Raw genomic sequence first — 25637 nt, 5'->3', positions numbered from 1 at the left:
GCTGCTCATGCTCTCCGCTGCTCCAGTGCTGTGGGTAGGCAACCCGGGCTTGAAGTTCCGAGATTTGGTTGTTGAGTTCTCTCGCTGGGTCCTCGGACCGAAGGTCTTCTCCACAGTGGACCATCACCTCCCCCTTCTGGTGAGGGAAACATGAATCTCTTGAATCACTACGGATGCGCCTCTCTGGAGAGGCCGTTGACCTAACAGGAAGGTCGGCCCATTTCCTTGGAGGTGATTGGGTCAGTCCTTCCAAGCAGTGTTGGCGATACCTGATCGCGGTTGACCGTACCCAACAAATTGCATGCACAACAAAAAGCCCCCTCGGAAGAGGGGGCTTTCCGATTCAGTTGATCTGAATCGTTTTTGCTGTTCCAAAGGGAACAGGTTGATTCCAGATCAACCGATGGCAGGAGCCTGCAGAGCCACAGGAGTGGACTCAGCAGCAGCCAGGTCGAGGGGGAAGTTGTGAGCATTGCGCTCGTGCATCACTTCCATGCCGAGGCCGGCACGGTTCAGCACATCAGCCCAGGTGTTCAGGACGCGGCCCTGACCATCAAGGATGGACTGGTAGAAGTTTGCTGATGCCTCTTCAGTCTTTTTTGCTTCTTGCCATAATTTTATTGAATTCATAACCTTTGGGTATGTTTGACGCATGGTCTATGAACGTGGTGATGTTTCGCCGGTGGCGTTCGGGCAGATGAAGTACGGAAAGCCGAATGGTGGTTGAAAATGTGTTGCTGACGGACCCACCTCGGTGTTGCTGAGTACATTGATCATTGATTTTTATCGATAACTTTTGTTCATCGTTGGCCTGCTATTTGCAGGTGCAGTTCGATCCGGAGTCATGCAACGGGGACCCGGACACTGTGGAGACGTTCATGTCACCTCTCGACCTCGTCAAGCGCGCAACCCTTCGCAAGCAACGCCTCACTGAGGCTCAACTTGCCCATTTGCGTGTCACCGCTTACCGCGGTGTCGACACCTCAGCCCACCTCTCTCCGACCATTGCCCGTGGTTCTGCGACCTGCACGTATCGAGGAGTTGCATACACGAGCTGAACCGGCGCCACACACCGTCAACTAACCGCCCCGTGCCCCGTCGTGGGGCTTTTTTATTTGGATGAACATCGTGGTTGCCCAGCCCATCTCCTTTGGCATGCCACCCCTGTGGCGCTGGGTAGTGGTTGGCTCCTAGAGCAGCTCTGTGATTCTGCGACGGGCCACCTTGGTATCTGAGGGCTGAACGTACCAGCCAAGAACTTGCTCGATGACCTCGCTACGACTTTTTAGCGACCACTGCTTGAGCTTGCGGTCAATCATGGCTGCTGTCTCGTCTGAAAGGTGGACCGTTACGGTCTTGCCCTTGTTCTTTCCCATCAGAGCCATAGAGCTCCTCCAAGGAGGGCAATGATTCAGAGCCTTGGAACAATGTGGGTGATGAGGTCAGCTTTGACCCAGTTGGTGACGTGGTTGTCCACATAGGTCACCTGGATGAACAACGGGACTTTTGGTTGTTTGGCGCTGCCAATAACGTGAATCACGTCAGCCATATGCCAGGTCTCGTCTGTGTTCTTGATGATCACGGACATTCCCGCTTTGACGTGGTGAAAGATCGGATCTGGCTTGGGTGGCGTGGCAACAGGCCTCGTATGGCCAATGCTCATATGCCCTTGGGTCGCTTGGTTGTATTCAAGGCTCATCCAGTTCGCTGACCAACCAAGAAATATTCAACGGTTGTTTAAGGGCTGGTCTCGGCTTGACCCGGCATAGGCCTTCCGAGGCGTTGTCGCTTCAGAATTCATCTAGCCACTTCGTGCGGCAGAAGCCTGTAAGGGTGCGGATAAGCCTTCTTAACGATCCTCCTCGGCAGAAGAACGGCAATTTCCATCAGGAGCAGCAAAAGAGCTCCTACAACAACCGTGTGGTTTCAGCCAGCTTGTGGAGCTCAACCCATGTTTTCCATGTCGGTCCCTAAAGCTTGTACTTCTGCTTGCGCTGCTGGTCGTGTCACAACGTCTGACCTACTGATCCATCGGGCAGGTGACACCTGCAGGCGCAAGACCGACCAGTGCTCATAGGTCGAGCTTGAACGGAAAGACGGGAAACGCTTTGTTGAGCGGATATTGAGACGCGCGAGATCAATGCTTGGATGCTTAAGGGATGTTTAAGAGGGCGAAAGATGTGGGATCTCGGCTTATCTGTTTTTCTGGCGCTGTCCGGTGTGAGTGTTGTCGACAGTCCCCGTGACTGCCGCGATCAACCGGGCCTGATGGGTGGCTACATCACGGGCACGAATCTGATTGAGCTCTGTCACGCCAACGTTCATCGTGCTGATCAGGACCTCGAACGGGTGCTGCGCCACGAGATGGTGCATGCCATTCAGGAAAATTTCGATCTTCGGGAGTCGCTGATTCCAGAGCCACTGCTCACTTGGTTGGTCCGCTGGACCATGGATGACCGTGAGGTGATGACGGTGCTGCTTTACGACGAGCATGAGACGGGCCAGGAATTCGAGGCCCGGCTTCTCGCCAACCTCCCCAACTGGGTTGTGGGCTCTTTGCTTTGGATCAGTGAGCATCGGCACCGTGCGGTTCATGCTGGTCTTCAGCTTCCTCAGCCCTGGGAGGTGCTCCCTGTGGAGGCGATCCTGTGGAGGGATCAGTACGCCCTGGCCCGTCGTTGAATTGGTTAGACCTTTGATATCGGTCGCTTGGGGTGACATCCAATCATTCGATGCATTGAGTTGTCACCCCTGCTTCTCCAGCAAGTGCTCGGCCTCGTAGCAGTGCTCCCTAAAACCAGCCTTAAGAGCCAAATGCTGGGCCTGGCATTCATGCACCGCCGTGGTCTAGTTGTTGATACATACTTCGCGTTACGCATTCGATGTTCAGTTGGCATAAAAGCGCCACAAAGCAGTTCAGGAAGTCAATTGGCCTGAGCAAGTACCAGTTCCTCTGGCTCACCTTCGGCAATGGCCTACTGATTGGTTATGTCCTGGCTTTTCTGGCTCACCGTTAACGCTTGATCAGAGGGGATCGGCATGACGCCGTTGTGCTGCAGGTGAAGTGCGACCGCCCCTGGGCCCCACACGATGCCCGCTGCGAGCATCCACGACCAAAACGGTGATCTCAAGAGTGGGTCTTGCAAGGGATCCTGCCCAGATCACTGCTGTTTACGGCCTGAAGTTCAAGGCTTGATTGCAGCGTGATTAAGAAACCCGAATAGGTATGTACCCCGTGGCATCATGCGGTGGTAGAGGTTAATGATTGGTTAACAGGAGGTTGTCATGAATCCGTTGAAGCAATTTCTGAAGCTGCATTGCCTTGAGCTTCAGGCGCGAGCGTGTGTTGATCGCTCTTCCGCGCAGAAGCTGATCAGAAAGGCCGAGAAGGCCAAGCAGAAGCTTTATGGCAGTCGCTGCCGCTGAGGTCAGCCTCCTTAGGCATAAGTGCTGATTTCGGAGCGCCTGGCTGCATTAAAATGTATCCAGTGACACAGTTTTTGGCTGGTGAGCCCCGCTGATCAGGCCCGCAAGGAAATTCGGGACATGGTTGATGCGATCACGTCGGTCGTCGTCCGCGAGCATGTTGTGGATCAGGATTTTGTGATCAGTGAAATCAAGACATACATTTCCGGTCGTGATTTTGCAGAACGGAATGACGGTGATTTGAAGCTGATTGAATACGCTCGCAAGCAAAAGCTGGGTGGCGGCGCCCTTGGCTCTGCTCTGAACGCGATTCGATCCAAAGTGCAAAGTATCAGTCCGATTCGTTTTGCTTCTTGCCCGCCTGAGGGATCGAACTAGCCAGGAAGGGTTTGTCCTCGCTGCATCGCTCCTTCCATGCGCTGGGGTTCTGGGCCTCCACGCTGATCCCCCCTTGCTGTTGATCAGAACAACAGGTTGGGCGATCTCAAAGTAGGCTTCGCCACGTTGTTTTGGCGTTCCTCACTCAGTTCCTCAATGGAGTTGCTTGCTTTTCTGCTGGCTGTCCTGGCGACTGCTTTTGTTCTCTCCAAGGCAATTGGCAGGCGTGTAGCTCGAAAGCGCAAGAACGCGAGGCCCATCAGGGTGACTGGCTTTCGAGGTTCGCGATCCGCTGAGCTCCGAGCACAAGCTTCTGAGGTATCACCGTCTTCAGCATTGGTGGGTTTGGAAGACCCGCCAGCACCTCCTCAAGCACCTCTGGTGGAGGCTGTTGATTGTGAACTTGACTGGACGGCGGGAAGCGGGGGCGCGGATAAAACCCCTTCTGAGATCTTGGCGCAAATGTTTCCCCAAGTGCGCGGCGTTGAGAAGCAAGATTGGACGGCTGTGAAGAATTCTCCAGAGAACAAAAACGATCTTGATTTGATGCTGGCTTGTTGTAAGGCTGAGATCGAGACATCTCAGGGCAAGCACGTTTTCCCTACGCCCGACTGCTTCAAGCGGGTTGCAAGCCTTTTGCGCAAGCAGAAGGACTATGCCCGCGAGTTAGGCATTGTTGAGCTTTACTGGCAGCTTTGTGATTCTGTTTTTGAGGAGGTGAAGCGACGGGATGGCCTCCGTGCCCAGCTCATGGCCCAGCATTCGGCTCTAAAAGCTGGTTTCAAAAAACGCTACGACAAGGCCCAGCTTTTGTTGCAGTTGAAGAGAGAAAATGCTTCATTAATGCCTCAATAGCTGTACAGATTCAATTGCTTCCCGACCGGAATGGGCTGCGCTGAAGTCGTACAACCGAATCATTGATTGTCGTTTGGCATCGCTTGGCTTGTGCAATGGCTTTTGCTCTTATGCGTTCTTTTACGTGTCATTAACCAGGGCATGCCACGTTTTAAAGGTTGATTTCAGGGTGTTTTGCCCTGTTCGCCAATGGCGTCAAACCTGAGCGATCAAGCCCTTCAGGATTCTTTCGCGATGCGATTGGCGAGCATTCGCCGCAGCCGTTACTGGATGAACGTCACGGATATCGGCGAGGCGCTCCATGATTTGCGCCCAGTGGTGATTGACTTGATTGAACTTTTGGAGGAAATGCAGCATCGAAAGGCAGAGGCTGTTCCCTACGACCCCGGCCGAGATCCTGATGTTGCCCTGCTGGACGACACCATTCCTCTGCTTAACCGCTTGGCCATCTTGCTGAAACAGCAAGACGACAGTCACTCCGCTGCTTGATGCCCAGGCGCGGGCTGAGAGCTAATCCATCAGCCAGTCAAAGTCATCGTCGCTGTTCCAACCTCTGCTCTGTACTGGCCTTCGTTTCCTTGGCTGGGCCTGTTCAGTGATCATTGGCGGTGGAGCAAGCAAGGCCGGCAAAACAGGCAAGGCTTGCTTGTTCACTTGATAGGGAATCACCTGCAACCGTACGGGGGTTGCTGCTTGTGCGGGCAGCACGGACCAAAGCATCAACGCCAGCACGACCCTTCGCACGACTGCCTGTTTTGATCGTTTCCCATCTTCCGTCGCATTGCCCTGGGCTCGACAGTCATGAAATTCTTTGTCGCGTGTGTTCCGCGACACGTTCATTTCTCTGTGTCTCGTCTCACCATTGATTCTGGTGGAGTTGTGAAATGAGTCTTAAAGCCTTCCTGGGTGGATTGCGATTTTCGATTGCAATCAGTTTGCTGGGTTGGACGATCTGGTTGTTTGTGGAACATCAGCGTCTCCATGACCGAGGTTGCTTTACCGAATCCGCATGGACCACTCAGAATGATGAGATTTACGATCGCGAGTTGAAGGTGGAGTGATGTTCAAACACTTTTCGTTTTCCAGTCCGGTTTGGCTGATTCCTGCTGTGTTCGTCTCCATTGTGTGCGTCATTCAGACCATGCATGTTGTTGAGCACGGGCGCTACTGCAAAACCAGTGATGAATGGCGCCAGATCTATGACCGGAAAGCTTCAACCATGCAGGCGGCCGAATCTGAGGATTAGGCGTTCAGGGTTTCTGGAATGGTGTGTTCCAAGGCACGTGTATTTCGTGCGGATTGAACTAAAGGTGGTTGATGTTTTGTGGCCCAATGCCTTCAGCTTCACCCCCGCTTGAACATCCTTCCAGCGCCCCTGCTGATCTGCATGTTAAGCAGTTGGTTCGTGAAGCTTTAGGCGAACTGGCTGATTCTCCACTGGATGGTGAGGATTACAACCGCGTTGTTGATGCCTTCGTGCGTCGGGGTCTGATCTAGATCCGTGGCAGTGATCGTTGCACCACCACTCAACTGCTGATCGCTTATTTCACGCAAAGCCGATGACGTTGCGCCGCCGTTCTTTTCTATCCCTGCTCGGACTTGGCACGGCCGGCATGGTGACAGCAAGCGTGTTCTCTGAAGGCTCTTTAGTTCCATCGGCAGAACGTCGTGGACTGCGGAGTCGACCGTTTGTCCCCGTTCCAGTTCCGCTCCCCGTCGAGGGCGATGGTTTAAGTGCGTCCGAGCAGCGCAACGTTTATCGCGACATCTCCCTTCAAGACCGGCTCACGCTGCCAGAGGGATTTCGCGCTGATCTGCTGGCGGCTTGGGGCGATCCCCTTGGAGACAGCCGTTTTGGCTTCAACAACGACCATCTGGGTTTCGTTCAGCACGGGCCTGATCACGCCTCGATGACGGTCAATTTCGAATACATCAGTGCTTTGCCTTGGGCTGAGGGTTTCGAGGATGTGATCGGTCAAGCCATTCCGTTTTCACGCCTGGTGGAGCAGCTGGCACCGGCCGATGGGGAAATCGACTGCACACCACTGACGGCTGGAGATCCCCTCCTCGGCCTGATTCGGGCTGTGGCTGATCAGGCCATGACCGATCTGGGGCTAGGGGTGATGAGTTTGCGACGTGACCACCAGGGGCATTGGATTCGTGCCGACGTCGCCAGTGATCGGCGCATCACTGGGATTACAGGTTTGAGCGATGCCTCCCAGCGGTTGGTCAGCACCGGCCCCGCCGCGGCGGTGTTCCGGGCTCAACAGCGCCTCGGTTACGACGATGGCCTAGGTGATGGCATCGTTGGCAGCTTCGCCAACTGCGGTGGTGGCACCACCCCCTGGGGCACGGTGCTGAGCGCCGAAGAAAACATCCAGTCGCAGGTGCCGGAGGCGGTGTATGCCGATGGCAGCTCTGTGCCTCCATCGGCATGCCCCTTTCTTTGTCGGGAAGGGAAGCTGGCCGGCCTGGGAAATGTTTACGGCCTGGCGGGCAACAAATACGGCTGGATGGTGGAGGTTGATCCGCAGCGCCCAGGCCATTCGGTTCGCAAACACACAGCTCTTGGTCGCTTCCGCCATGAGGCCGTCGCAGTAAGGGCCGAGGCAGGTCGCCCCCTGCAGGTGTATTCAGGTTGCGATCGCCGCGGCGGGCATCTTTACAGATTTGTCAGCAGCGGAAAACTCACCGACCTGACCGACAAAGCGAATTCAAGGCTGCTGGAAGCCGGTGAGCTTCAAGTGGCCCGCTTCCATGCCGATGCCTCCGGCGAGTGGTTGCCCTTGACGCCGGTCGCCGTGGTGGATCCTTTCCGGCCGAGCCGTTTTAGCAGAGCGAACCTCACCTGCCCCGTGGAGCTGCCCCACCGCGACCGCGACCGCGCCGGTGCAGAGCTGTTTCGCGACGACGCCTCCGTTGCGGCCTATGCCCGGCAGTTCCGAACGCTGGGCGATATGTACCGCGGAGAGGGTGAAGCCCTCCAGGGAGCCATCCTGATCGACGCGCATCTGGCTGCCAGCGCCATCGGTGCCACCCCAACGGCCCGACCGGAAGACACCAAGATTGATCCGATCACTGGTGACCTGCTGATCGCTTTCACGTCGGGTTCTCCCGGCGGAAAGGGTGGTGCCGATCCGGCTGTGTTCCGTGGTCCGCAGGGCCAGAGCAGCTGGGGCCATGGCTGGGTAATGCGACTGACGGAGCGTGGGGATCGCGGCTTCCGCTGGACCATGACTGTGACTGGCGGCGAGCCCTGGGCTGGCGGCCTTGGGCTGACCAATCCCGACAACCTGGCCCTGGATCAACAGGGCAATCTCTGGATCGTGACCGATCGCTCGATGAAGTCCGCCGCAGGCGACGTGTTCGGCAACAACAGCTGCTGGTGGGTGCCGCGGGATGGGGGTTCAGCCCTTTGCTTCGCCACCGGGCCCATGGAATGCGAACTGACTGGGGTTTGCCTGGATCAAGAGGAAAGCAGCCTTTTCCTGGCGGTGCAGCACCCCGGTGAAGTCCATGGTGCTCGGGTCTCCAGCGGCATTGAGTTCCAGTCGCACCAGCTCGTGGATCGTGAGGGCGCATCCTTCCAGCAGTTGCGTCAGGTGCCGCTGGGTTCCAATTGGCCGGCTCAGGCCCCCGGCCGGCCACCCCGTCCCGGTGTGGTCGCCATTCATCGGGCCAATGGCGAACCCCTTCTGCCGGGTTGAGCCGGCTTGGTGAGTATTCACCGTTTCAAGCCTTGATCACGCAGGTTCTCGGAACTCAATCCGTTTGAGCTCTTGCTCAGAAGCCCAGGTGTTCCACAGCACATGCAGGTGTTCAAGTCGCTGCAACGCTGAGCTGCCTTGAGTGAAGCGTGCAGGTGCCGTTGTTGACGTCCCGTCGCGTCCTCATCGTTGCTGGTTTGTTCGCCGTGATCTGCCTGGGCCTGCAGGCCTGGCGTTCCTGGGTTCTGTTGGCCAGCTACGACCAGGGCATTTTTCAGCAGGTGCTTTGGAACAGCCTGCACGGCCATTGGTTCGAGAGCACCCTCTCCTCGCAACTTTCCACCAACGTGGAGCATGCCGGAGAGCTGCCTTCGGTGGATTACGAACGGCTTGGCCAGCACTTCACACCAACCCTGTTGCTCTTCGCTCCTTTGCTGGGGCTGCTCGGGGGAGCCGCCCTCCCGTTGGCTCAGGTGGGCCTCATCACTGCTGCGGGTCTTGTGCTGCATCGCCTCGCCAGTGGCTGTTTGCCCGAACGCACTGCTAACTGGATTGCCTACGGCTATTTCGGCGGCAACGCCTTGATCGGCCCCACCCTCGGCAACTTCACGGATCTCTGCCAGCTGCCTTTGGCCGTCTTTGTGCTGGTGCTGGGCCTGGTGGAACGGCGCACCAGGCTGATCCTGTTGGCCGCCGGCCTGATGCCCCTGATCAGAGAGGACACGGGGGTGCTTCTGGTGGCAGTTGGCTTCTGGTTGTTGGTGCGCCATCGCCAACGTTGGCTCTTGGTTTTGGCACTGATCAGCTGGGGAGGGGGATGGGTGTTGCTGTGCACCAACGTTCTGATGCCGCTGTTTTCAGACGACAACGCCAAGCGCTTCATGGTGGAGAACTTCGGTCAGTACCTCAGCGATGGGAACAGCGAGGGCAGCAGCAGCCTTGCGGTTCTTCAACGGATGTTGACTCAGCCATTTCTGCTGCTGCAGCAACTGGTGGATCCCCCCGGAGGGACCCTTCGCTACCTCCTTGGTCACAGCCTGCCGTTTCTGTTCCTACCCCTGATCAGCCTCGATGCCTGGCTGCTGGCGGGCCCAAGCCTGTTGGGACTCTTCCTGGCCCAGGGCGCGAACAATCCTCTTGCGATCACCATTCGCTACACCCTGCTGGTGGTGCCTGGCTTCGCCCTTGGCACCCTGTTCTGGTGGCAGCGGCGCCCTCACTTACAGCTGGGGCCTCGCCTCCGGCTGGCTTGGGGCGCAGCCATAAGCCTCTCTCTGCTGCTCACATTGACCAGCAATCCCCATCGCAGCCTCTCGTTTCTTGTTCCTGCCAGCGTGCAGCCATGGGTGCACAGCAGCCCGGCTGAGCAATGGAGCCATGGTGCAGCGGCTCGGCGTGCCTTGGCTGTGATTCCTCCGCAGGCCAGCGTTGCCGCGAACACACCTCTGGTGCCTCTGCTTGCCCGCCGCGAGGTGTTGGTGCGCTTTCCCTTCAACACCGACTATCTGGACCGCAAGGGTCGGCCTCAAAGCGTGGACTGGGTTGCTGTGGACCTCGATTTGCTTCAGCGTTACGGCCGGGCGTTCGCAGGAGATTGGCGCCAGCTCCGCAACAGCAAGCGCTGGATTGAGCAGCATCGCCAGGCCTACCGCGTTCAATCTCTGGAGGATGGCGTTGTGGTGCTCCAGAAGGATGGCCCGATTAACGCTCCACTGGAATTGGCTCTGGACCAGACCTTGCAGCAACCGCTTCCAGCCAATCCGCGCCGGCGGCGCTCCTGAACCACGGCTCGGTCTCAAAAGGGGGTGAACGCCAAGCCGATTGAGATCCACATCACAGCCAAAAGTTCGTATGCATTCGATCAATGCACTGCGACGCGATGGCTTCTTACTGCTTAAAAACCAATAGATTTGATTCTAAGAATTCATCCACGGTTGTTGACGTTAACCAAGCGGCCTCAGTGGGTTTGAATCTTGGTATTCACAGGTGTCAGAGATGCCTCACTGGCGGCTTGAGCATTGTTCCGATGTCACGCTTTGTTCAGCGAATGCCCGCTCCGACGCCAGTTTCCAAGGGTTCGGTACAACCAGCGCAAAGATCAAGATGGCCCAAGGAAACAGGCCTATGGGTTTTTCAGTCATCGACATTCAGGCACCACCTTGAAATTGTGAGTTAGGTGGTTTAAGTGAGATTTGTGGATGGTTTTACGAGTAATTAAGCCATGATGGGCGTGTATTCCAAAGCACATCCTTTGGTGAGTGGAACCTGCTGGAGGTAGGGTTCTCCCATCAAGAATTCTTGATGAATTGATGGGTCTGTTCGAGCGCTATCTCTCCATCTGGATTGGCATGGCGATCGTGGTTGGGGTTGGCCTTGGTGCTTGGTTCCCTGATGCGGCGGCAAGCATTGCGGTCCTGGAGGCTGCGGGGATCAACCTGCCGATCGCGGTGCTGATCTGGGGAATGATTTTCCCGATGATGCTGGCGGTCGACTTCTCCTCCATCGGAGCGATTCGCCATCAGCCGCGGGGGTTGTTGGTGACAGCCGTCGTGAACTGGCTGATCAAGCCCTTCACCATGACGGCTCTTGCCTGGCTATTCATCCGTGGAGTGTTTTCCGCCTGGATCCCGGCAGCGATCGGCCAGGAGTATGTGGCCGGGATGATTCTTCTTGGCGTCGCTCCCTGCACGGCGATGGTGTTCGTGTGGAGTCGTCTCAGCGACGGTGATCCCAACTACACCCTGGTGCAGGTCGCGTTGAACGACCTGATCATGGTCTTCGCCTTTGCCCCGATTGCGGCGTTCCTGCTGGGGGTTTCGGATGTGTTTGTGCCATGGCACACGATGGTCACGGCAGTGGGTCTGTTCGTCGTGGTCCCCCTGGTGGCCGGATGGTTCACGCGGCTGAGTCTGCGCAGTGCTCGCCGGATTGAGCGGTTGGAGACGCGGCTCAAGCCCCTAGCGATTGGCGCGTTGATCGCCACCGTGTTGCTGCTGTTCATGGTGCAGGCCCAGGCGATCCTGGCCAATCCGCTGGCCATCGTTTTGATTGCCATTCCTCTGATCCTCCAGACCTATCTGATCTTCTGGATCACGGCGTTCTGGATGCGCTCAGCAGGACAGCCACGATCGATTGCGGCACCCGGGGCCATGATTGGCGCGTCCAATTTTTTTGAGTTGGCGGTTGCGGTGGCCATCAGCCTGTTCGGTTTGAACTCCGGGGCTGCCTTGGCCACCGTTGTTGGCGTGCTGGTGGAGGTTCCGGTGATGCTGTCGCTGGTGGCGATGGTCAACCGGAACCGAAGCCTGTTCCCCGCGTGAGAGGAGCAGCGTGATGTCCGCTCCGCTGAAGGTTTTCGTCCAGTTCTTCGTGTTGGGGCTGACCTCCTTTGGTGGCCCCGTGGCGCACCTCGGTTACTTCCACGAGAGGTTTGTGCAGCGGGAGCGTTGGATCACCGCTGAGGCCTACGCCGATCTCGTTGGGCTCTGTCAGCTGTTGCCGGGCCCTTCGAGTTCTCAGGTGGGCATGGGTCTGGGGCTGATCCGGGCCGGTTGGCTTGGCGGCCTGGCGGCCTGGGCAGGGTTCATTTTGCCTTCGGCTGTGTTGATGGTGCTGGCGGCGTCGCTGCTTTCAGCCCATCCCCGTTGGATCGATGGGGGATGGGTGCATGGCTTGATGGTGGCGGCTGTGGCCGTGGTGGCCCAGGCCGTTCTAGGCCTGCAGCGCAAGCTGGCTCCCGATCGGCAGCGGGTCAGACTGATGGTGGCGGCTGCTGTGCTGGTGCTGTTGGTGCCTCGCGTCTGGGCTCAGCTGTTGGCCCTCCTGCTTGGCGGATTGGTGGGTTGGTGCGCGCTGAACCCACCTGCCGTGGAGCCATCGGCACCCGAACGTCTCGTGGTTCCGCTGCGGCGCTCGGTGGCGGCGGTTTTGCTCGGTTTCGCTGTGCTGCTGTTCGCGGCTTTGCCCTGGTTGTCTGCTGAGGCCAGACCGCTGCTGGTGCAGCAGCTCAGTGGTTTTCTGCGCACCGGTGCCTTGGTCTTTGGCGGTGGTCATGTGGTGCTCCCCTTGCTGGAGCAGGCGCTGGTGCCCAATGGTTCGATCGACCTGCAGCAGTTTCTGGCCGGGTATGGCGCAGCCCAGGCGGTGCCGGGGCCGATGTTCAGTTTCGCGGCCTTTCTTGGCTTTGATCTGCAGCCTGGGCTTCAGGGCATCGCCGGTTCTGTGATGGCGCTCATTGCCTTGTTTTTTCCCTCGTTCTTGTTGGTTGGTGGGCTCTTGCCCTTCTGGAGTGACCTGGGCCGTTTGACTCCGATGCGTCGAGCCCTGCTGGGCATCAACGCATCAGTGGTGGGCATCCTGCTGGCGGCGTTGTTTCAGCCCGTCTGGCAGGCAGGGATCCGCGGGGGTGCTGAGTTCAGCTTGGCGTTGGTGGCGTTTGTGTTGTTGGTGAGCTGGCGGCAACCGGCGTGGCGGGTGGTGCTGTTCTGCGCCGGAGTGGGTGGTTTGACCCTGGCCTGATCCATTCCTCTGCAGAATCACAGCATTGATGGGGAGTGTGGTGGCTGGAGCTGGTGTGAATCCTGCGGATCAGCGCTGGGGTTTCTGGCCGCTGCTGCCGCTCTACCCCTACGGCCGCCGCCGCACGCTGTTCAGTGAGCTGATCCCGGGCCAGCTCTGGAGCCTGGAGCAGCTGCAGGGGGTGTATTACGTGGCCGTGCCGGTGCGGCTCACCGTGGCCAAGGTGCCCGGCGGCTTGATGTTGGTGAACCCCCTGCCGCCCACCGGTGAAGTGCGCCAAGCCATCGCCGGGCTGGAGCAACTACACGGCCGGGTGCGCACGATCGTGCTGCCCACCGCCTCTGGTTTGGAGCACAAGCTTCCCCTCGGTCCCCTGGCCCGCGCCTTCCCGGATGCGGACATCTGGGTGTGTCCGGGCCAGTGGAGCTTCCCGGTGCAGTTGCCTCTGTCCTGGTTGGGTGTGCCGGCCCGTCGCACCAAGGTGTTGTTCGACGATGGCCTTCCCCATGGCGATGTTTGTGAGTGGTTCTCCCTTGGACCGCTCGACCTTGGCGTGGGCCGTTTCCAGGAAGTCTCCTGTTTGCATCGCCCGTCAGGCGCTCTGTTGGTGACCGATGCCCTTGTGGGCATCAGTGCTGAACCCCCGGCTCTGTTTGACCTCGATCCAACGCCGCTGTTGTTCCATGCCCGCGAACGCGGCGATGAGCCCCTCAGTGATTCAGCGGAAGCCCGCCGCCGCGGCTGGGCACGGCTGGTGTTGTTTGCCTCCTACCTGAGGCCGGAACCACTGGAGGTGCCCGCGCTGCCGGAGTTGCTGCGGGATGCGTTCAAGCCCGGGCTTCGTTCCCTCAAGGCCCACTTTGGCCTCTACCCCTTCCGCTGGAAAGCCGGTTGGCAGGCGGCAGCTGATGGCTTGATCGGTGAAGACGCGCCCAGGCTGCAGGTGGCCCCGGTGCTTGAGCGGTTGGTATTGCCCAGAGCCAAAGAGGCTCTGTTGCGATGGCTGCAGGAGTTGAGCGGCCAGGCTGAGCTGCGCTGGCTGGTGCCGGCCCACTACAGCGCGCCGGTCACATTCACGCCCGAAACCGTGCAACACCTGCTCGCGTCATTGCAACAGCGGAACTGGGCTCCAAGTTCTGAGAACTGGGAGTTTCTTGGATCCATTGATCAGCGTTTGCTCGATCTCGGCGTTGTGCCTGATCAGCCCGTGATCAAAGCTTGAGTTCGTCTTCCGGCTCGATCGCCATCTGCTCATCAGCGAACAGAGTCTCTTCCAGTTCCTTGCGCTGTTCCATCTGGCGCAGGAAATACCCAGTCATCATGGCCGAGGCCAGCATGTTGGCGAGGTTGTCGCGGTTGGCCGTCACCTTCACCTCAAAGTGCTCGCCAGGAAGCATTCCCAGCAGACCCTGAACGTTGTGGCGAATGATGTCCTGAATATCGTTGCTTGCTGATTTCGCGACCCGTTGCAAGGTGTCTGGAGACTGCTCCTGCAGGTACTGGATCAAGCTGTTCCCCGCGTGACCATCACTGCTGTCAGTTGTCAGGAACTCGGGGTTAAACATTCGTATGTGATCTACATCACGGACTTGACCTTAACGCAAGCCATTGGCATCAACCGCCATCGCTGCTGTCGGTGATCCGTAACGGACCGAACCTCTGCAGCGGCCAATACCGCCACACCGCCGTGCCCAGAACATTGGTTTCCGGCAGTGATCCCCAGAGGTGTGAATCGAGGCTGGCATTGCGGTTGTCCCCCATCACCCACAGCTGATCCGCCGGCACGGTGATCGGGGCCATCTCGTAGTTGATCGCTTCCGCCAACCAGGGTTCCGCAGCCGGTTCACCGTTGCGGAACAGCCTGCCGTCGTGCACGTCAAGCTGATCGCCAGGCAGCCCCACCACCCGTTTGATCAGTGCTGCGGATGCGTCGTAGCCAGCGGCCACGAGCTGCTCCGGCGGGGCGAACACCACCACATCGCCCCGGTGCAGATGGCCGTGGCGGCTGCGGGCCAGGCGCGGCCTCACCTTCTCCACCAGGATGCGGTCCTGCAGCTGCAGGGTGGGCAGCATCGAGCCGGAGGGAATCCAGCGCGGTTCCACCACCAACCAGCGCAGCAGCAGCGCCAGCAGGGCCCAGAGAATCAGATTGCGCCAGAAGCCCTTGCTGTCTTCTCCTGGAGCGGGTGTCGTGGGTTGGGTCATCGTTGACCGAAGATCACACCAGCCTGGCCTGCTGCACTGACCATCGCTCGCGCCAATTTGCAGGCCGCCCTCACGCTGCTGGAGGCTCTTTGTTTCCAGGGGCTGAAGCAGCTGGTGCTCTGCCCTGGCAGCCGTTCCGGCCCCCTGGCAACAGCCGCGGGAATGCTGGCCTCCCAGGCGAAGCTGCAGCTGGTCACGGCCATCGACGAGCGTTCGGCCGCCTTTCTGGCCCTCGGCATGGCGACCGCCCATGGCCGTGCCGTGGCAGTGGTCACCACCTCCGGCACCGCGGTGGCCAACCTGCTTCCCGCTGCGGTGGAGGCGGACCGCTCCTGTCAGCCCTTGCTGCTGCTCACGGCGGATCGCCCCGCCCGGCTCAAAAACTGCGGTGCCAACCAGACGGTTAACCAGGAATCCTTTCTGCTCTCGGCCTGCCGCTGGTTCGGTAGTGGAGCTGCAGACGGTGTCCACACCCAGGCCAACAACGCCCTCAACGCCCTGGCGGTTCAGGCTTGGCAGCAGGCCCAGGGTGCAGGCGCTGGTCCACCGGGAGCGGTTCACCTCAACCTGCCCTTCGAGGAGCCGCTGCACACCACGCTCGAGCAGCAGCAACAGCTGGTTTCGGCTGCGCTCCCGCCCACGGCTTTCCCTGAGCCTTCGCCCGAGATCGCGCCTGCGCCTCGCCTCGATCCAGAGCGCCCGGGGGTTGTGATTGCGGGCCCTTGGCGCGGTCTTTCGCCCGCGGTGGAGGCTTTTCAACAGGCTCTGCATTGCTGGCTGAACCTCAGCGGTTGGCCTCTGCTGGCCGACCCCCTCGCCGCCCTTGCTCCCGAGTGCCCCAACCGCATCGAGCACTGGGAGTTGCAACTGGATCGGCTGAACCTGCCCGACGACGCTCAGGTGTTGCGGCTGGGACCCATGCCCGCCAGCCGGCGGTTGGAGGCTTGGCTTCAGCGCCATCAGGGCCCCCAACTGTTGATCACCGAAGGGGATCCAAGGCCGCTGGATCCGTTGCAGAAATCCAGCCAATGGTCGGGGGGCATGGCCGCCTGGATCGCTCAACAGCCTGGTCTGGAGCCGCTGAGCAAGCCATCGGTTGGCACCGACGACCTCTCGGCCTGGATCGAGGCCCAGCTGCCCTTGCGTGGCGCCGTCAATGAGCCCGCCCTGGCCTATTGGCTTCCCCAGCTCCTGCCGGAGTCGTTCCCGCTGATGTTGGCCGCCAGTTCACCGGTGCGCGATTGGTTGACCTGGGGCGGGCCCGCCTGCGGCCGCCACCATTGCTTCAGCTTCCGCGGCGCCTCGGGCATCGACGGCACCTTGTCCCTCGCCATGGGGCTGGCGGCGAATCTCGGTCCGTTGGCGCTGGTGACCGGTGATCTGGCCCTGCTGCACGACAGCAACGGCTGGCTGCATGCATCGTCTGCTGCTGCAGCTCCACCACTGCTGGTGCTGCTGATCGACAACGGCGGCGGCGGCATTTTTCAGCAGTTGCCTATTGCCACGCCGGGCTTCGAAGCGCTCTTCGCCATGCCCCAGCAGGTGGATCCCCTGGCCCTGGCGGCAGCCCACGGTGTGCCTGGACGCCAGGTGGCCTGTCTGGAGGATCTGCAGGATGCCTTGGCCTGGGGCTTGTCGCAGCAACGGCCGGTGTTGTTGCGCTTGTGCAGCGACCGCGGTCGTGATGCTGCCCTGCGTCAGCAGCTGCGCGCCGCTGCTCAGAATGCACACATTGAGCCCTGAACCCGATGAGTGACATGCGTCAGGTGCTCCCCGGTGCGCCAACCGCGCAATGGACACCGTGGGGCAGCTACCAGGACATCCTTGTGGACCGTTGCGCTGACGGCCTGGCGCGTGTGGCCATCAACCGCCCCGCCAAGCGCAACGCCTTCCGTCCGCAGACGGTGATTGAGCTCTGTGATGCCTTCACGCGCATCCGGGATGACCGTGACATTGGTGTGGTGCTGTTCACCGGCGTTGGTCCAGCCCCCGATGGTGGCTATGCCTTCTGTTCCGGCGGCGACCAGAGTGTTCGTGGCGACGGCGGTTACGTCGGTGAGGACGGCCTGCCGCGCCTGAACGTGCTGGATCTGCAGCGCATCATCCGCAGCCTGCCCAAGGTGGTGATCGGCCTGGTGGCCGGCTATGCCATGGGCGGCGGCCAGGTGTTGCATCTGCTCTGCGACCTCAGCCTTGCTGCCGAGAACGCTGTGTTCGGCCAGACCGGCCCCAAGGTCGGCAGTTTTGATGGCGGCTTTGGTGCGGGCTACCTGGCGCGGGTGGTTGGCCAGCGCAAGGCCCGTGAAATCTGGTTTCTCTGCCGCCGTTATGGCGCCAAGGAGGCGTTGGAGATGGGGCTCGTCAACGCCGTGGTGCCGTTGGAGCAGTTGGAGGCGGAGGGGGTGCGCTGGGCCCGCGAGGTGCTGCAGCACAGCCCTACGGCTATCCGTTGCCTCAAGGCCGCATTCAATGCCGAAACAGATGGCCTTGCCGGGTTGCAGGAATTGGCGGGCAATGCCACCCACCTCTTTTATCGAACTGAAGAAGCCGTGGAAGGCCGCAATGCCTTCCTGGAGAAGCGGTCTCCGGATTTTTCCGAGACAGGCTGGTTACCCTGACGGGGATGCTTCCTCTCCCCCCGCCGGAACCGCTGGCCCTGCTGCAGGCTGCGGCTGAGGATTCCGTGACGGCAGGCCTGGCTTCAGTGCCTCAGGATCTGCGGGGCAACAGCAGTCGCCATGTGGTGATGTTGCGCGGCCGTCGCCGTGTGTTCCTTCTCGACAACGGCAGGCTGCGAAACGCCTTTCCAGTGGCCATCGGCATGCCCGGCTGGGAAACCCCCACCGGACGCTTTGAAGTGCTGCAGAAGATTCCCAATCCAGTGTGGGTGCATCCGGTGAGTGGCGAGCGGGTGGAGGAACAGGGGGCCAACAATCCCTTGGGCAGCCACTGGATCACTTTCCATCGCGATTGCCGCGGCCGTGATGCCCATGACGGCGATGCCTGGATCACGATCAAGGGATGCACCACCACGGGGTTCCACGGCACCCCCCACCGCTGGACGGTGGGACGGGCCGTCTCCCATGGCTGTGTGCGGCTTTACAACGAGGATGTGCGTGCCCTGTATCGCCAGGTGTCGCTTGGAACTCAGGTGACGGTTCTTCCCTGACGGAACAGATTCCGAAATTCCCCTTAAAGTCGCCGCGACAACGCCGATCTGAGACATGCGCATCCTCTTCGCTGCAGCGGAATGCGCCCCGATGATCAAGGTTGGAGGGATGGGCGATGTTGTTGGCTCTTTGCCGCCGGCATTGGCCAAGCTCGGCCACGACGTGCGCCTGATCATGCCGGGCTACGCCAAGCTCTGGAGCCGCCTCAACGTGCCGGCGGAGCCGATCTGGCGAGCCCAGACCATGGGTACTGAGTTCGCCGTCTATGAAACGAAGCATCCCACCAATGGGATGACGATCTATCTGGTGGGGCATCCGGTGTTCGATCCAGAGCGCATCTACGGCGGCGAGGACGAGGACTGGCGCTTCACTTTCTTCGCCAGTGCTGCTGCCGAATTCTCCTGGAATGTCTGGAAGCCTCAGGTGCTGCATTGCCACGATTGGCACACCGGGATGATCCCGGTGTGGATGCACCAGGACCCCGACATCAGCACGGTCTTCACCATCCACAACCTCAAGTACCAGGGTCCCTGGCGCTGGAAGCTCGATCGGATGACCTGGTGCCCCTGGTACATGCAGGGGGATCACACCATGGCCGCTGCGCTGCTCTACGCAGACCGCGTCAATGCGGTGTCGCCCACCTACGCCCAGGAGATCCGCACGGCGGAATACGGCGAAAAGCTGGAGGGGCTGCTCAACTTCGTCTCGGGCAAGCTGCGCGGCATCCTCAACGGCATTGATCTGGATGCATGGGATCCGGCCACCGATCGCTCTCTGCCGGCGAACTTCAGCGCCGACGATCTCTCCGGCAAGGCGGTGTGCAAGAAGGTGCTCCAGGAGCGGATGGGGCTGGATGTGCGGGAGGACGCCTTCGTCCTCGGCATGGTCAGCCGCCTTGTCGACCAGAAGGGAGTCGATCTGCTGCTGCAGGTGGCTGATCGGCTGCTGGCCTACACCGACACCCAGATCGTTGTGCTGGGAACCGGCGACCGGGGGCTCGAATCCGGGCTCTGGCAACTCGCATCCCGTCACCCCGGCAAGTGCGCCGTCTTCCTCACCTACGACGATGACCTGTCGCGATTGATCTACGGCGGCAGCGATGCCTTCCTGATGCCCAGCCGGTTTGAGCCCTGTGGCATCAGCCAGCTCTACGCCATGCGCTACGGCTCAGTGCCCGTGGTTCGCAAGGTTGGTGGTCTCGTTGACACCGTTCCGCCCCACATCCCCGCCGCCGACAGCGGCACAGGCTTCTGCTTCGATCGCTTTGAACCGGTCGACTTCTACACAGCCCTGGTGCGGGCCTGGGAGGCCTTCCGCCACCGGGACAGCTGGGTTGAGCTGCAGAAACGCGGCATGAATCAGGACTACAGCTGGGATCGTTCCGCGGTCGATTACGACCTCATGTACAAAGACGTCTGCGGCATCAAGGAACCCACCCCTGATGCTGCCTTGGTGGAACAGTTCTCTCAGGGGCAGGCTGCTGATCCCTCCCGTTCCGAGGGGCAGACTGAAGAGGCCAGGGTTCCTGCTGAGGTGACCTCCGCCGGCCGGAATCCCCTGAATCGTCTCTTCGGTCGTCGATCCAGTTGAGTTTGAGCGAGCCCGCCCGATCCGACTCCCCCTCTGAGGCTCGATCCGAGCTCCAGGGCGTGGAGCCATCGGGCAATCTCCCGGCTCCCTACGTCAGCCCCTGGCAGGAGTTCGGCCGCAACCTGCAGGCGATGGCCGCCGATCTCCGGCTCAGGGGTCAGGAACTCTGGCGCCGCAATCGCGAGGGTGAGCTTTCGGTTCCAGGCTTCTGGCCCCGGGATCTGGCCCCCAGCTTCTGGCCACTGCTGCTGGTGCTGCTCCTGCTGCTGCCGCTGGCTGGGATTCGCTTTTGGCAGGACCATGCCCGCCCTGCCCCGCGTCCGGAGCCGGTCGTGGAGCAGCGGACGTCTCCCCTTGAGCTCCCCGTGCCGGAGCTGATTCCAGCACCACAGCCCATGCTGGAGGAATCATCCCCTCCGCCGGAAGCTGTGGATGCGGAGCCGGCCTTGGAACCATTGGAGCCGGAGCAGCCCCTCCAGCCCCAACTCAGTTTCGATCCGCTGTTCGAGTTGTTTCAGGACAAGGCCGTCCCCGAAGGACTGCTCCGTTCAGCCAAGCCCGTTCCGGAGCAGGACCGCTTGCTGTTGGAGTTGTCTGTTGACGCTTGGCAGCAGTTGCCTCTGGATCAACGCCAGAGCCTCGCCTCCAGTTGGCTTCAGTCGGCGTTCGAGCTGGATTACGCCAGTCTTCAGTTGGTCAATGAGCAGGGCGATCTGCTGGGGCGGTCAGCTCGGGTTGGGGGCGGCATGATCCTGTTTGACCTCGGGTTGGTGGGATGACCCTGACGCTGCGTCAGCTGCTTGATGCCTGGGGAACGCCGCAGGGCGGTAGCTTTGAACCCGATGCCCTGGTGGGACGGGTCTGCACCGACAGCCGACAGCTTCAGGCGGATGATTTTTTTGTCCCCCTGGTGGGCGAGCGCTTCGATGGTCATCACTTTCTTGCCCAACTGCCTGAACACAAGGTCCAGGCTGCTGTTGTGAGCTGCAGCTGGACTGAACCGTTGCCTTCAGGTCTGTTGCATTGGCGGGTGGACGACACACTGCTGGCCTATCAACAGCTGGCCTTGCTGCATCGCCGTGCCCTGGCCAAGCCTCTGGTGGCGGTGACGGGCTCAGCCGGCAAAACCACAACCCGGGAGTTGATTCGAGCGGCATTGGCTCCGCTGGGAGCGATTCAGGCCAGCGAAGGCAACAACAACAACGATGTCGGCGTTCCCCTCACCGTTCTGGGCTCCACTGCTGCTGATGCGGCCCTGGTGATTGAGATGGGCATGCGGGGGCCTGGGGAGATCGAGCGTCTCTCCCGCTGCACCGAGCCAGATCTTGCGGTGATCACCAACATCGGCACGGCCCACATCGGTCGTCTCGGCAGCCGTGAAGCGATTGCAGCGGCCAAATGTGAAATCACGGCTGGGTTGCATCCAAAGGGAACCGTGGTGATTCCCGCCGGTGATCCTCTGCTGGAGTCGGCCTTGGCGGCGGTCTGGTCCGGCCGCGTGCTGCGCGTGCGCCTGGCTGACGATCCCGAGGTCGAATCCGATCTGGTTGGAGACATCAACAGCGACCAGTTGCTGATCGGTGCAGATCGTCTCCCGCTACAGCTGGAGGGGCGCCATAACGCCCGCAACCTGCTCTTGGCCGTCGCTGTTGCAGACCAGTTGGGCGTGTCCCGCAAGGCGTTGCAAGCCATGCAGGTGACGGTGCCGGGCGGACGCAACCGCCGCCTGCAGCAGGGTGGTTTGACACTCCTTGATGAGACCTACAACGCCTCGCCTGAGGCGGTGTTGGCGGCTCTTGACCTGCTGGCGGCGCAACCGGGGCGACGCTTTGCCGTGCTGGGCACCATGCTCGAGCTTGGCGAGCGCAGCCTGGAGCTGCATCAGGAGGTTGCCGCCCGCGCCGTGCAGCTGGGCCTGGATGGTCTGGTGCTGGTGGATGGCGGTGCGGAGGGCAAGGCGATGGCTGAAGTGGCGGCTCCCCTTCCCCACCTGCAGCTGGTGTCGCATCCCGAAGACGCCGCAGCGCCCCTGGCCGCCTGGCTGAAGTCTGGTGATGTTCTGCTGCTCAAGGCCAGCCGCGGTGTCGCCTTGGAACGGTTGATTCCGCTGTTGCCACGCCTCTGAAAAGGCTGGACTAAACCTTTCGTTCCGCCCAGCCGTCCTTGGTCATCTGGCGGGCGCGACCAATCGCCAGGGCGCCATCCGCCACATCCTTCGTGATCGTTGACCCGGCACCGATGGTGGCGCGTTCACCGACGTTGATGGGAGCAACCAGCACGGAATTGGCACCGGTTTTGCTGTAACTGCCGATCACGGTGCGGTGCTTGTTTATCCCGTCGTAGTTGGCGGTGATGGTTCCGGCCCCCACATTGACCTTCTCCCCGAGTTGGGCGTCGCCGATGTAGCTGAGGTGGTTCACCTTGGTGCCAGCCCCCAGCTGGCTTTTCTTCACCTCCACAAAGTTGCCGATGCGGCAGCCATCGCCGACATCGGCGGCCGGCCGCAGGTGAGCAAAGGGACCGATGGCAACGTCGTTGCCGACGTTGGCCTCTCGCAGCACGGAGTGCACCACACTGACGTTGGTCCCAACCGACGCATCCTCGATCAGGCTGCCGGGGCCGATCCGGGAGTTGTCGCCGACCACGCACCGGCCGCGGAAGTGGGTTTGCGGTTCGATCACCACATCGCGGCCGAAACTGCAGCCTTCGCTGAGGGTGCAGCTTTCGGGATCAACGAACGTGACCCCTTCATCCATCCAGTGGTGGCGCAACCGTTGCTGCAGCAGGGCTTCGCACTGGGCCAGTTGCCGCCGGTTGTTGATGCCGTTCACCTCATCGGCATCGGCCACCTCCAGGTGCATGGCCTTCGGCAGCATCGCCACCGTGTCGGTGAGATAGAGCTCCCCCTGATCGTTGTCGGTGCTGAGCTTCGGCAGAACGTTGGCCAGGGCTGTCCAGTTGAAGCAGTAGATCCCGGCGTTGGTGAGGTTGTTGCTGCGTTGCTCGTCCGTGCAATCGCGATGCTCAATGATGCTGCTCACCTGGCCGTCGACATCGGCGAACACACGCCCGTAACCGGTGGGATCTTTGAGCCGTGCCGTCAGCAGGGTGACATCGGCACCGCTGTCCCGGTGCTGTTGCACCAATGCTTCGACCGTTTCACGTCGCAGCAGGGGCACATCGCCGTTGAGCACGAGCAGTTCCCCTTCAAAGCCCTGCAACGAGGGAATCAGCTGTTGCACCGCATGGCCCGTGCCGTTCTGGGGCTGCTGCAGAACAAATTCCAGGCCTCCGAGCGGAGCCAGCTGCTGCTCCACCCGTTCGGCTTGATGCCCAACGATCAGCAGCCGCCGTTCCGGTTGCAGGTTGCCGGCACTGGCGAGAACCCGTTCCACCAGGGTGGCTCCCGCCAGCGGTTGGAGCACTTTTGGGAGTGCGCTCTTCATGCGGGTGCCTTTTCCAGCGGCCAGTACGGCTACGGCAAGCATGCGGAGCGAGGGGAAGACGGGCGGAATCTACCGGGCTCAGGACGGAGTGTCCCTGCGCCAGCGCCTTTGCCAGGCATTGGTGGGTTCATAACCGCAATGCTCCTGTTCAAGGCGGCGGCGCTCAAGGATGTCTTCAGCTGTGGCGTTGCCCTGGGGATCACGAAATGGCACGGCCGCCCGGGTCTGCAGGTGTTCCCACTCCATCTCCGAGAGGGGGCGCCAACCGGGGCCGTCTAGAGGACAGGCGGCGTCTGCAGGCGTGGCCATGGTGCCGCTGCTCCAACCCACCCGTTCGCCCGGTGCCGGCAGCAGGGAATACAGGCTCAATCCCGCCCGCTTCAGGCTGACCCGCACCGCGGCGGAACGGCTGTAGGTGAGCAACCGTCCCTGCGGAGCCAAGCGCTGCGCCAGCGCTCCCAGGAATTCCTCGCTCCACAGTTCCGGGCAACGCTGGGGGGAGAAGGCGTCCAACAGCACCAGATCAAAGCGAACGGGCTCGGGAATCTCCTGGAGCATCGATCGGGCATCGCCCCACAGCTGGATCCCTTGGCTGCAGGACTCCTGCCAGCAGCCGGGCTCTTTCCAGCAGCCGTGGTCGCGAATGGCTTCAAGCCTCGCCAGCACAGGAGCTGACCAGAGGGATTGGAAGCTCGGCTGCTCCAAGGCTTGTTCCAAGGGCCGGCGGTCCAGCTCAAGCCCCCACCACAGCAGCTTCTGCCCTGCCGTCGGCAAGGCTTCCAGCACAGCGGCCGTGTTGTAGCCGAGCCCCAGGCACACATCCAGGATCCTTAAATCAGAGCCTTTGCCGAAGCGCTGCAGCTCAGCGGGTTGGACGAACTTGGCCCGGGCCTCATTCAGGGCTCCCGCCGAGTTGTGAAAGGCCTCGCCGAAGTGATCGCTGTGCAGGCTGAAGCTGCCATCCGCCGTCGGATAGACGCGGAGCGCACCGAGCTCAGCAGCGGAGCCGTTCAAGTTCGTCCCAGAACGAGGGATACGACACGGCCGCAGCTTCGCTTCTCGCCAGGCTCGAGTTGCCGTCGGCGAGCATGGCCGCCACGCCGAGGCTCATCGCCACCCGGTGATCGGTTTCGCTGTCCAGCACGGCTCCCTTGAGCGGTCGACCGCCGCGGATGGTCATGCCGTCCTCATGCTCATCAATGTCGGCCCCCATGGCCTTGAGCTGACGCGCCATCACCGCCAGCCGATCGGTTTCCTTCACCCGCAGTTCAGACGCTCCACTGATCCGGCTTTCGCCCTCGCAGAAACAGGCGGCGACGCTGAGGATCGGCACTTCATCCACGAGGCGGGGCATGATCTGCTCGCCGAAGTTGAAGGGTTTCAACGGGCCGTGGGTCACCCGCAGATCGCCCACCGGTTCGCCCGCCACGTCGCGGGGTTTGAGCACCTCGATCCGGGCACCCATCTGCTCCAGCACCTCCAGGATCCCGGTGCGTGTTGGATTCAGCCCCACGTTTTCGATGGTGAGATCGGCACCTGGAATCAGGGCTCCAGCCACAAGCCAGAAAGCCGCCGAGCTGATGTCGCCAGGGACCACCACGTTCTGGCCCTGCAGGGTGGCGCCGGGACGCACGCTGATGTGCCGTCCCATTTCGCCGCCAACGGTGAGGTCAGCACCGAAGGCCTTCAGCATCCGCTCGCTGTGATCCCGGGACTGGGCCGGTTCGATCACCGTGGTCGGGCTCTCGGCCGTGAGCGCAGCCAGAAGCAGGGCTGATTTCACCTGAGCACTGGCCACGGGCGTGCCGATCACCGTTCCTTTCAGCTGGCGCCCCTGCACCGCCAGCGGCGCCAGGTTGCCGCCATCACGGCCACGCACATCCGCACCCATCGAGGCCAACGGTTGGCCCACCCGACGCATCGGGCGGCGGCGCAGGGAGGAATCGCCATCCAGCACGAAGTGGCGACCGTCGCGGCCCGCCAGCAGGCCCAGCATCAATCGCATCGTGGTGCCGGAGTTGCCGCAGTCGAGTACTTCTGCTGGCTCCTGCAATCCGTCGAGGCCAACCCCTTCAACGGTGACGATGCCGCCATCGGTGATCGGGCTGATGCTGACGCCCATCGCCCGCAGGCAGGCAGCGGTGCTCAGGGGGTCTTCGGCCGGGAGCAGACCATCAATGGTTGTGGTGCCCTCTGCGATGGCGCCGAACAGCAGCGATCGGTGCGAGATCGATTTGTCACCTGGAACCTTCACCCGTCCCTGGAGGGTTCCCCCGGCCTTGAGCTCACGAGGGTCGTCGGATTGGCCTGTGCCGCTCAAGGTTGTTTCGTCGTTGGGCTGA

The 25637-nt window shown here is 61.0% G+C and carries 23 protein-coding genes and 1 pseudogene; 15 read left to right on the top strand and 9 right to left on the bottom strand.

Going from position 1 to position 25637, the window contains the following annotated elements; all coding sequences use genetic code 11:
* Window positions 1-396: 396 nt before the first annotated feature.
* The 3 genes and pseudogenes from DXY04_RS11695 to DXY04_RS11680 form a co-directional block, all read right to left on the bottom strand.
* A pseudogene (locus DXY04_RS11695) lies at window positions 397-576 on the bottom strand (photosystem II q(b) protein); the annotation flags it as partial.
* Between the two features lie 614 nt (window positions 577-1190).
* Window positions 1191-1376 (bottom strand): CopG family transcriptional regulator, encoded by a 186-nt coding sequence (locus DXY04_RS11685; protein WP_136975397.1) that lies wholly within the window; start codon window positions 1374-1376, stop codon window positions 1191-1193.
* A gap of 35 nt (window positions 1377-1411) precedes the next feature.
* Window positions 1412-1699: a DUF3104 domain-containing protein gene (locus DXY04_RS11680; protein ID WP_244278673.1), complete on the bottom strand. Its 288-nt coding sequence runs from the start codon at window positions 1697-1699 to the stop codon at window positions 1412-1414.
* A gap of 479 nt (window positions 1700-2178) precedes the next feature.
* Here DXY04_RS11680 and DXY04_RS11675 point away from each other — a divergent pair, with 479 nt between their 5' ends.
* The 4 genes from DXY04_RS11675 to DXY04_RS11660 all read left to right on the top strand — a co-directional run bounded on the left by DXY04_RS11675 (window position 2179) and on the right by DXY04_RS11660 (window position 5148).
* Window positions 2179-2682 (top strand): hypothetical protein, encoded by a 504-nt coding sequence (locus DXY04_RS11675; RefSeq protein ID WP_115162185.1) that lies wholly within the window; start codon window positions 2179-2181, stop codon window positions 2680-2682.
* 825 nt (window positions 2683-3507) lie between these two features.
* Window positions 3508-3804, top strand: a complete 297-nt coding sequence (locus DXY04_RS11670) for a hypothetical protein (RefSeq protein ID WP_115162184.1) — start codon at window positions 3508-3510, stop codon at window positions 3802-3804.
* A 381-nt stretch (window positions 3805-4185) separates the two neighbouring features.
* Entirely contained in the window at window positions 4186-4659 is a 474-nt protein-coding gene (locus tag DXY04_RS12390) for a hypothetical protein (RefSeq protein ID WP_115162183.1), read from the top strand.
* A gap of 189 nt (window positions 4660-4848) precedes the next feature.
* Window positions 4849-5148, top strand: a complete 300-nt coding sequence (locus DXY04_RS11660) for a hypothetical protein (RefSeq protein WP_115162182.1) — start codon at window positions 4849-4851, stop codon at window positions 5146-5148.
* 21 nt (window positions 5149-5169) lie between these two features.
* Here the strand turns inward: DXY04_RS11660 and DXY04_RS11865 are convergent, their stop codons facing one another.
* Window positions 5170-5499 (bottom strand): hypothetical protein, encoded by a 330-nt coding sequence (locus DXY04_RS11865; RefSeq protein WP_136975395.1) that lies wholly within the window; start codon window positions 5497-5499, stop codon window positions 5170-5172.
* Between the two features lie 719 nt (window positions 5500-6218).
* Between DXY04_RS11865 and DXY04_RS11650 the strand changes: the two genes are divergently transcribed.
* The 5 genes from DXY04_RS11650 (at window position 6219) to DXY04_RS11630 (ending at window position 14106) form a co-directional block, all read left to right on the top strand.
* Window positions 6219-8366 (top strand): PhoX family phosphatase, encoded by a 2148-nt coding sequence (locus DXY04_RS11650; RefSeq protein ID WP_115162180.1) that lies wholly within the window; start codon window positions 6219-6221, stop codon window positions 8364-8366.
* A gap of 155 nt (window positions 8367-8521) precedes the next feature.
* On the top strand, window positions 8522-10147 hold the full coding sequence (locus DXY04_RS11645; RefSeq protein WP_244278678.1) for a DUF2079 domain-containing protein: 1626 nt from the start codon (window positions 8522-8524) through the stop codon (window positions 10145-10147).
* 528 nt (window positions 10148-10675) lie between these two features.
* Complete coding sequence (gene arsB, locus DXY04_RS11640) at window positions 10676-11686, top strand: ACR3 family arsenite efflux transporter (RefSeq protein ID WP_115162178.1); 1011 nt, start codon at window positions 10676-10678, stop codon at window positions 11684-11686.
* 13 nt (window positions 11687-11699) lie between these two features.
* Window positions 11700-12884, top strand: coding sequence for a chromate efflux transporter (gene chrA / locus DXY04_RS11635; RefSeq protein ID WP_115162177.1), 1185 nt, complete (start codon window positions 11700-11702; stop codon window positions 12882-12884).
* A 28-nt stretch (window positions 12885-12912) separates the two neighbouring features.
* Window positions 12913-14106: a DUF4336 domain-containing protein gene (locus DXY04_RS11630; protein ID WP_115162176.1), complete on the top strand. Its 1194-nt coding sequence runs from the start codon at window positions 12913-12915 to the stop codon at window positions 14104-14106.
* Here DXY04_RS11630 and DXY04_RS11625 read toward each other — a convergent pair.
* Window positions 14096-14449, bottom strand: coding sequence for a DUF760 domain-containing protein (locus DXY04_RS11625; RefSeq protein WP_006849758.1), 354 nt, complete (start codon window positions 14447-14449; stop codon window positions 14096-14098). The genes DXY04_RS11630 and DXY04_RS11625 overlap by 11 nt on opposite strands.
* Before the next feature lie 49 nt (window positions 14450-14498).
* A complete protein-coding gene (gene lepB, locus DXY04_RS11620) occupies window positions 14499-15089 on the bottom strand; it encodes a signal peptidase I (RefSeq protein ID WP_115162175.1) in 591 nt (196 codons plus the stop codon).
* Between the two features lie 57 nt (window positions 15090-15146).
* Between lepB and menD the strand changes: the two genes are divergently transcribed.
* Genes menD through murF form a run of 6 tightly spaced genes read left to right on the top strand, consistent with a single transcriptional unit; the run spans window position 15147 to window position 21974 of the window.
* Window positions 15147-16832: a 2-succinyl-5-enolpyruvyl-6-hydroxy-3-cyclohexene-1-carboxylic-acid synthase gene (gene menD, locus DXY04_RS11615; RefSeq protein ID WP_115162174.1), complete on the top strand. Its 1686-nt coding sequence runs from the start codon at window positions 15147-15149 to the stop codon at window positions 16830-16832.
* A 5-nt stretch (window positions 16833-16837) separates the two neighbouring features.
* Window positions 16838-17707: a 1,4-dihydroxy-2-naphthoyl-CoA synthase gene (menB, locus tag DXY04_RS11610; protein ID WP_115162173.1), complete on the top strand. Its 870-nt coding sequence runs from the start codon at window positions 16838-16840 to the stop codon at window positions 17705-17707.
* Between the two features lie 5 nt (window positions 17708-17712).
* A complete protein-coding gene (locus tag DXY04_RS11605; RefSeq protein ID WP_115162172.1) occupies window positions 17713-18258 on the top strand; it encodes a L,D-transpeptidase in 546 nt (181 codons plus the stop codon).
* A 55-nt stretch (window positions 18259-18313) separates the two neighbouring features.
* Window positions 18314-19849 carry a glycogen synthase GlgA gene (glgA, locus tag DXY04_RS11600; RefSeq protein ID WP_115162171.1) on the top strand — a complete coding sequence of 512 codons (1536 nt, stop codon included), beginning with the start codon at window positions 18314-18316 and terminating at the stop codon, window positions 19847-19849.
* Window positions 19846-20628, top strand: a complete 783-nt coding sequence (locus DXY04_RS11595; protein WP_170951416.1) for a hypothetical protein — start codon at window positions 19846-19848, stop codon at window positions 20626-20628. Before glgA ends, DXY04_RS11595 begins: the two co-directional genes overlap by 4 nt.
* A complete protein-coding gene (murF, locus tag DXY04_RS11590; RefSeq protein ID WP_115162170.1) occupies window positions 20625-21974 on the top strand; it encodes a UDP-N-acetylmuramoyl-tripeptide--D-alanyl-D-alanine ligase in 1350 nt (449 codons plus the stop codon). The genes DXY04_RS11595 and murF overlap by 4 nt, the downstream gene beginning before the upstream one ends.
* Window positions 21975-21984: 10 nt before the next feature.
* On the opposite strand, the gene glmU is transcribed toward murF, so the two are convergent.
* Genes glmU through aroA form a run of 3 tightly spaced genes read right to left on the bottom strand, consistent with a single transcriptional unit; the run spans window position 21985 to window position 25615 of the window.
* Window positions 21985-23337, bottom strand: a complete 1353-nt coding sequence (gene glmU, locus DXY04_RS11585; RefSeq protein ID WP_115162169.1) for a bifunctional UDP-N-acetylglucosamine diphosphorylase/glucosamine-1-phosphate N-acetyltransferase GlmU — start codon at window positions 23335-23337, stop codon at window positions 21985-21987.
* Window positions 23338-23373: 36 nt separating this feature from the next.
* Window positions 23374-24309: a tRNA (5-methylaminomethyl-2-thiouridine)(34)-methyltransferase MnmD gene (locus DXY04_RS11580; protein ID WP_115162168.1), complete on the bottom strand. Its 936-nt coding sequence runs from the start codon at window positions 24307-24309 to the stop codon at window positions 23374-23376.
* Window positions 24290-25615 carry a 3-phosphoshikimate 1-carboxyvinyltransferase gene (gene aroA / locus DXY04_RS11575; protein WP_115162167.1) on the bottom strand — a complete coding sequence of 442 codons (1326 nt, stop codon included), beginning with the start codon at window positions 25613-25615 and terminating at the stop codon, window positions 24290-24292. Before aroA ends, DXY04_RS11580 begins: the two co-directional genes overlap by 20 nt.
* Between the last annotated feature and the right edge of the window lie 22 nt (window positions 25616-25637).

Source organism: Synechococcus sp. UW86 (assembly GCF_900474085.1).
Taxonomy (GTDB): domain Bacteria; phylum Cyanobacteriota; class Cyanobacteriia; order PCC-6307; family Cyanobiaceae; genus Parasynechococcus.
This window is presented reverse-complemented; position numbering and strand designations above follow the sequence as displayed.

What these genes read in the sequence shown, in the direction of transcription:
- glgA (WP_115162171.1), top strand. Translation starts at nt 18,314, where the DNA reads ATGCGCATCCTCTTCGCTGCAGCGGAATGCGCCCCGATGATCAAGGTT.
- DXY04_RS11680 (WP_244278673.1), bottom strand. Translation starts at nt 1,699, where the DNA reads ATGAGCCTTGAATACAACCAAGCGACCCAAGGGCATATGAGCATTGGC.
- DXY04_RS11865 (WP_136975395.1), bottom strand. Translation starts at nt 5,499, where the DNA reads ATGAACGTGTCGCGGAACACACGCGACAAAGAATTTCATGACTGTCGA.
- menB (WP_115162173.1), top strand. Translation starts at nt 16,838, where the DNA reads ATGAGTGACATGCGTCAGGTGCTCCCCGGTGCGCCAACCGCGCAATGG.
- DXY04_RS11625 (WP_006849758.1), bottom strand. Translation starts at nt 14,449, where the DNA reads ATGTTTAACCCCGAGTTCCTGACAACTGACAGCAGTGATGGTCACGCG.
- lepB (WP_115162175.1), bottom strand. Translation starts at nt 15,089, where the DNA reads ATGACCCAACCCACGACACCCGCTCCAGGAGAAGACAGCAAGGGCTTC.
- glmU (WP_115162169.1), bottom strand. Translation starts at nt 23,337, where the DNA reads ATGCTTGCCGTAGCCGTACTGGCCGCTGGAAAAGGCACCCGCATGAAG.
- murF (WP_115162170.1), top strand. Translation starts at nt 20,625, where the DNA reads ATGACCCTGACGCTGCGTCAGCTGCTTGATGCCTGGGGAACGCCGCAG.
- DXY04_RS11650 (WP_115162180.1), top strand. Translation starts at nt 6,219, where the DNA reads ATGACGTTGCGCCGCCGTTCTTTTCTATCCCTGCTCGGACTTGGCACG.
- DXY04_RS11605 (WP_115162172.1), top strand. Translation starts at nt 17,713, where the DNA reads ATGCTTCCTCTCCCCCCGCCGGAACCGCTGGCCCTGCTGCAGGCTGCG.
- DXY04_RS11675 (WP_115162185.1), top strand. Translation starts at nt 2,179, where the DNA reads ATGTGGGATCTCGGCTTATCTGTTTTTCTGGCGCTGTCCGGTGTGAGT.
- DXY04_RS11660 (WP_115162182.1), top strand. Translation starts at nt 4,849, where the DNA reads ATGGCGTCAAACCTGAGCGATCAAGCCCTTCAGGATTCTTTCGCGATG.
- DXY04_RS11630 (WP_115162176.1), top strand. Translation starts at nt 12,913, where the DNA reads ATGGGGAGTGTGGTGGCTGGAGCTGGTGTGAATCCTGCGGATCAGCGC.
- arsB (WP_115162178.1), top strand. Translation starts at nt 10,676, where the DNA reads ATGGGTCTGTTCGAGCGCTATCTCTCCATCTGGATTGGCATGGCGATC.
- DXY04_RS11685 (WP_136975397.1), bottom strand. Translation starts at nt 1,376, where the DNA reads ATGGGAAAGAACAAGGGCAAGACCGTAACGGTCCACCTTTCAGACGAG.
- chrA (WP_115162177.1), top strand. Translation starts at nt 11,700, where the DNA reads ATGTCCGCTCCGCTGAAGGTTTTCGTCCAGTTCTTCGTGTTGGGGCTG.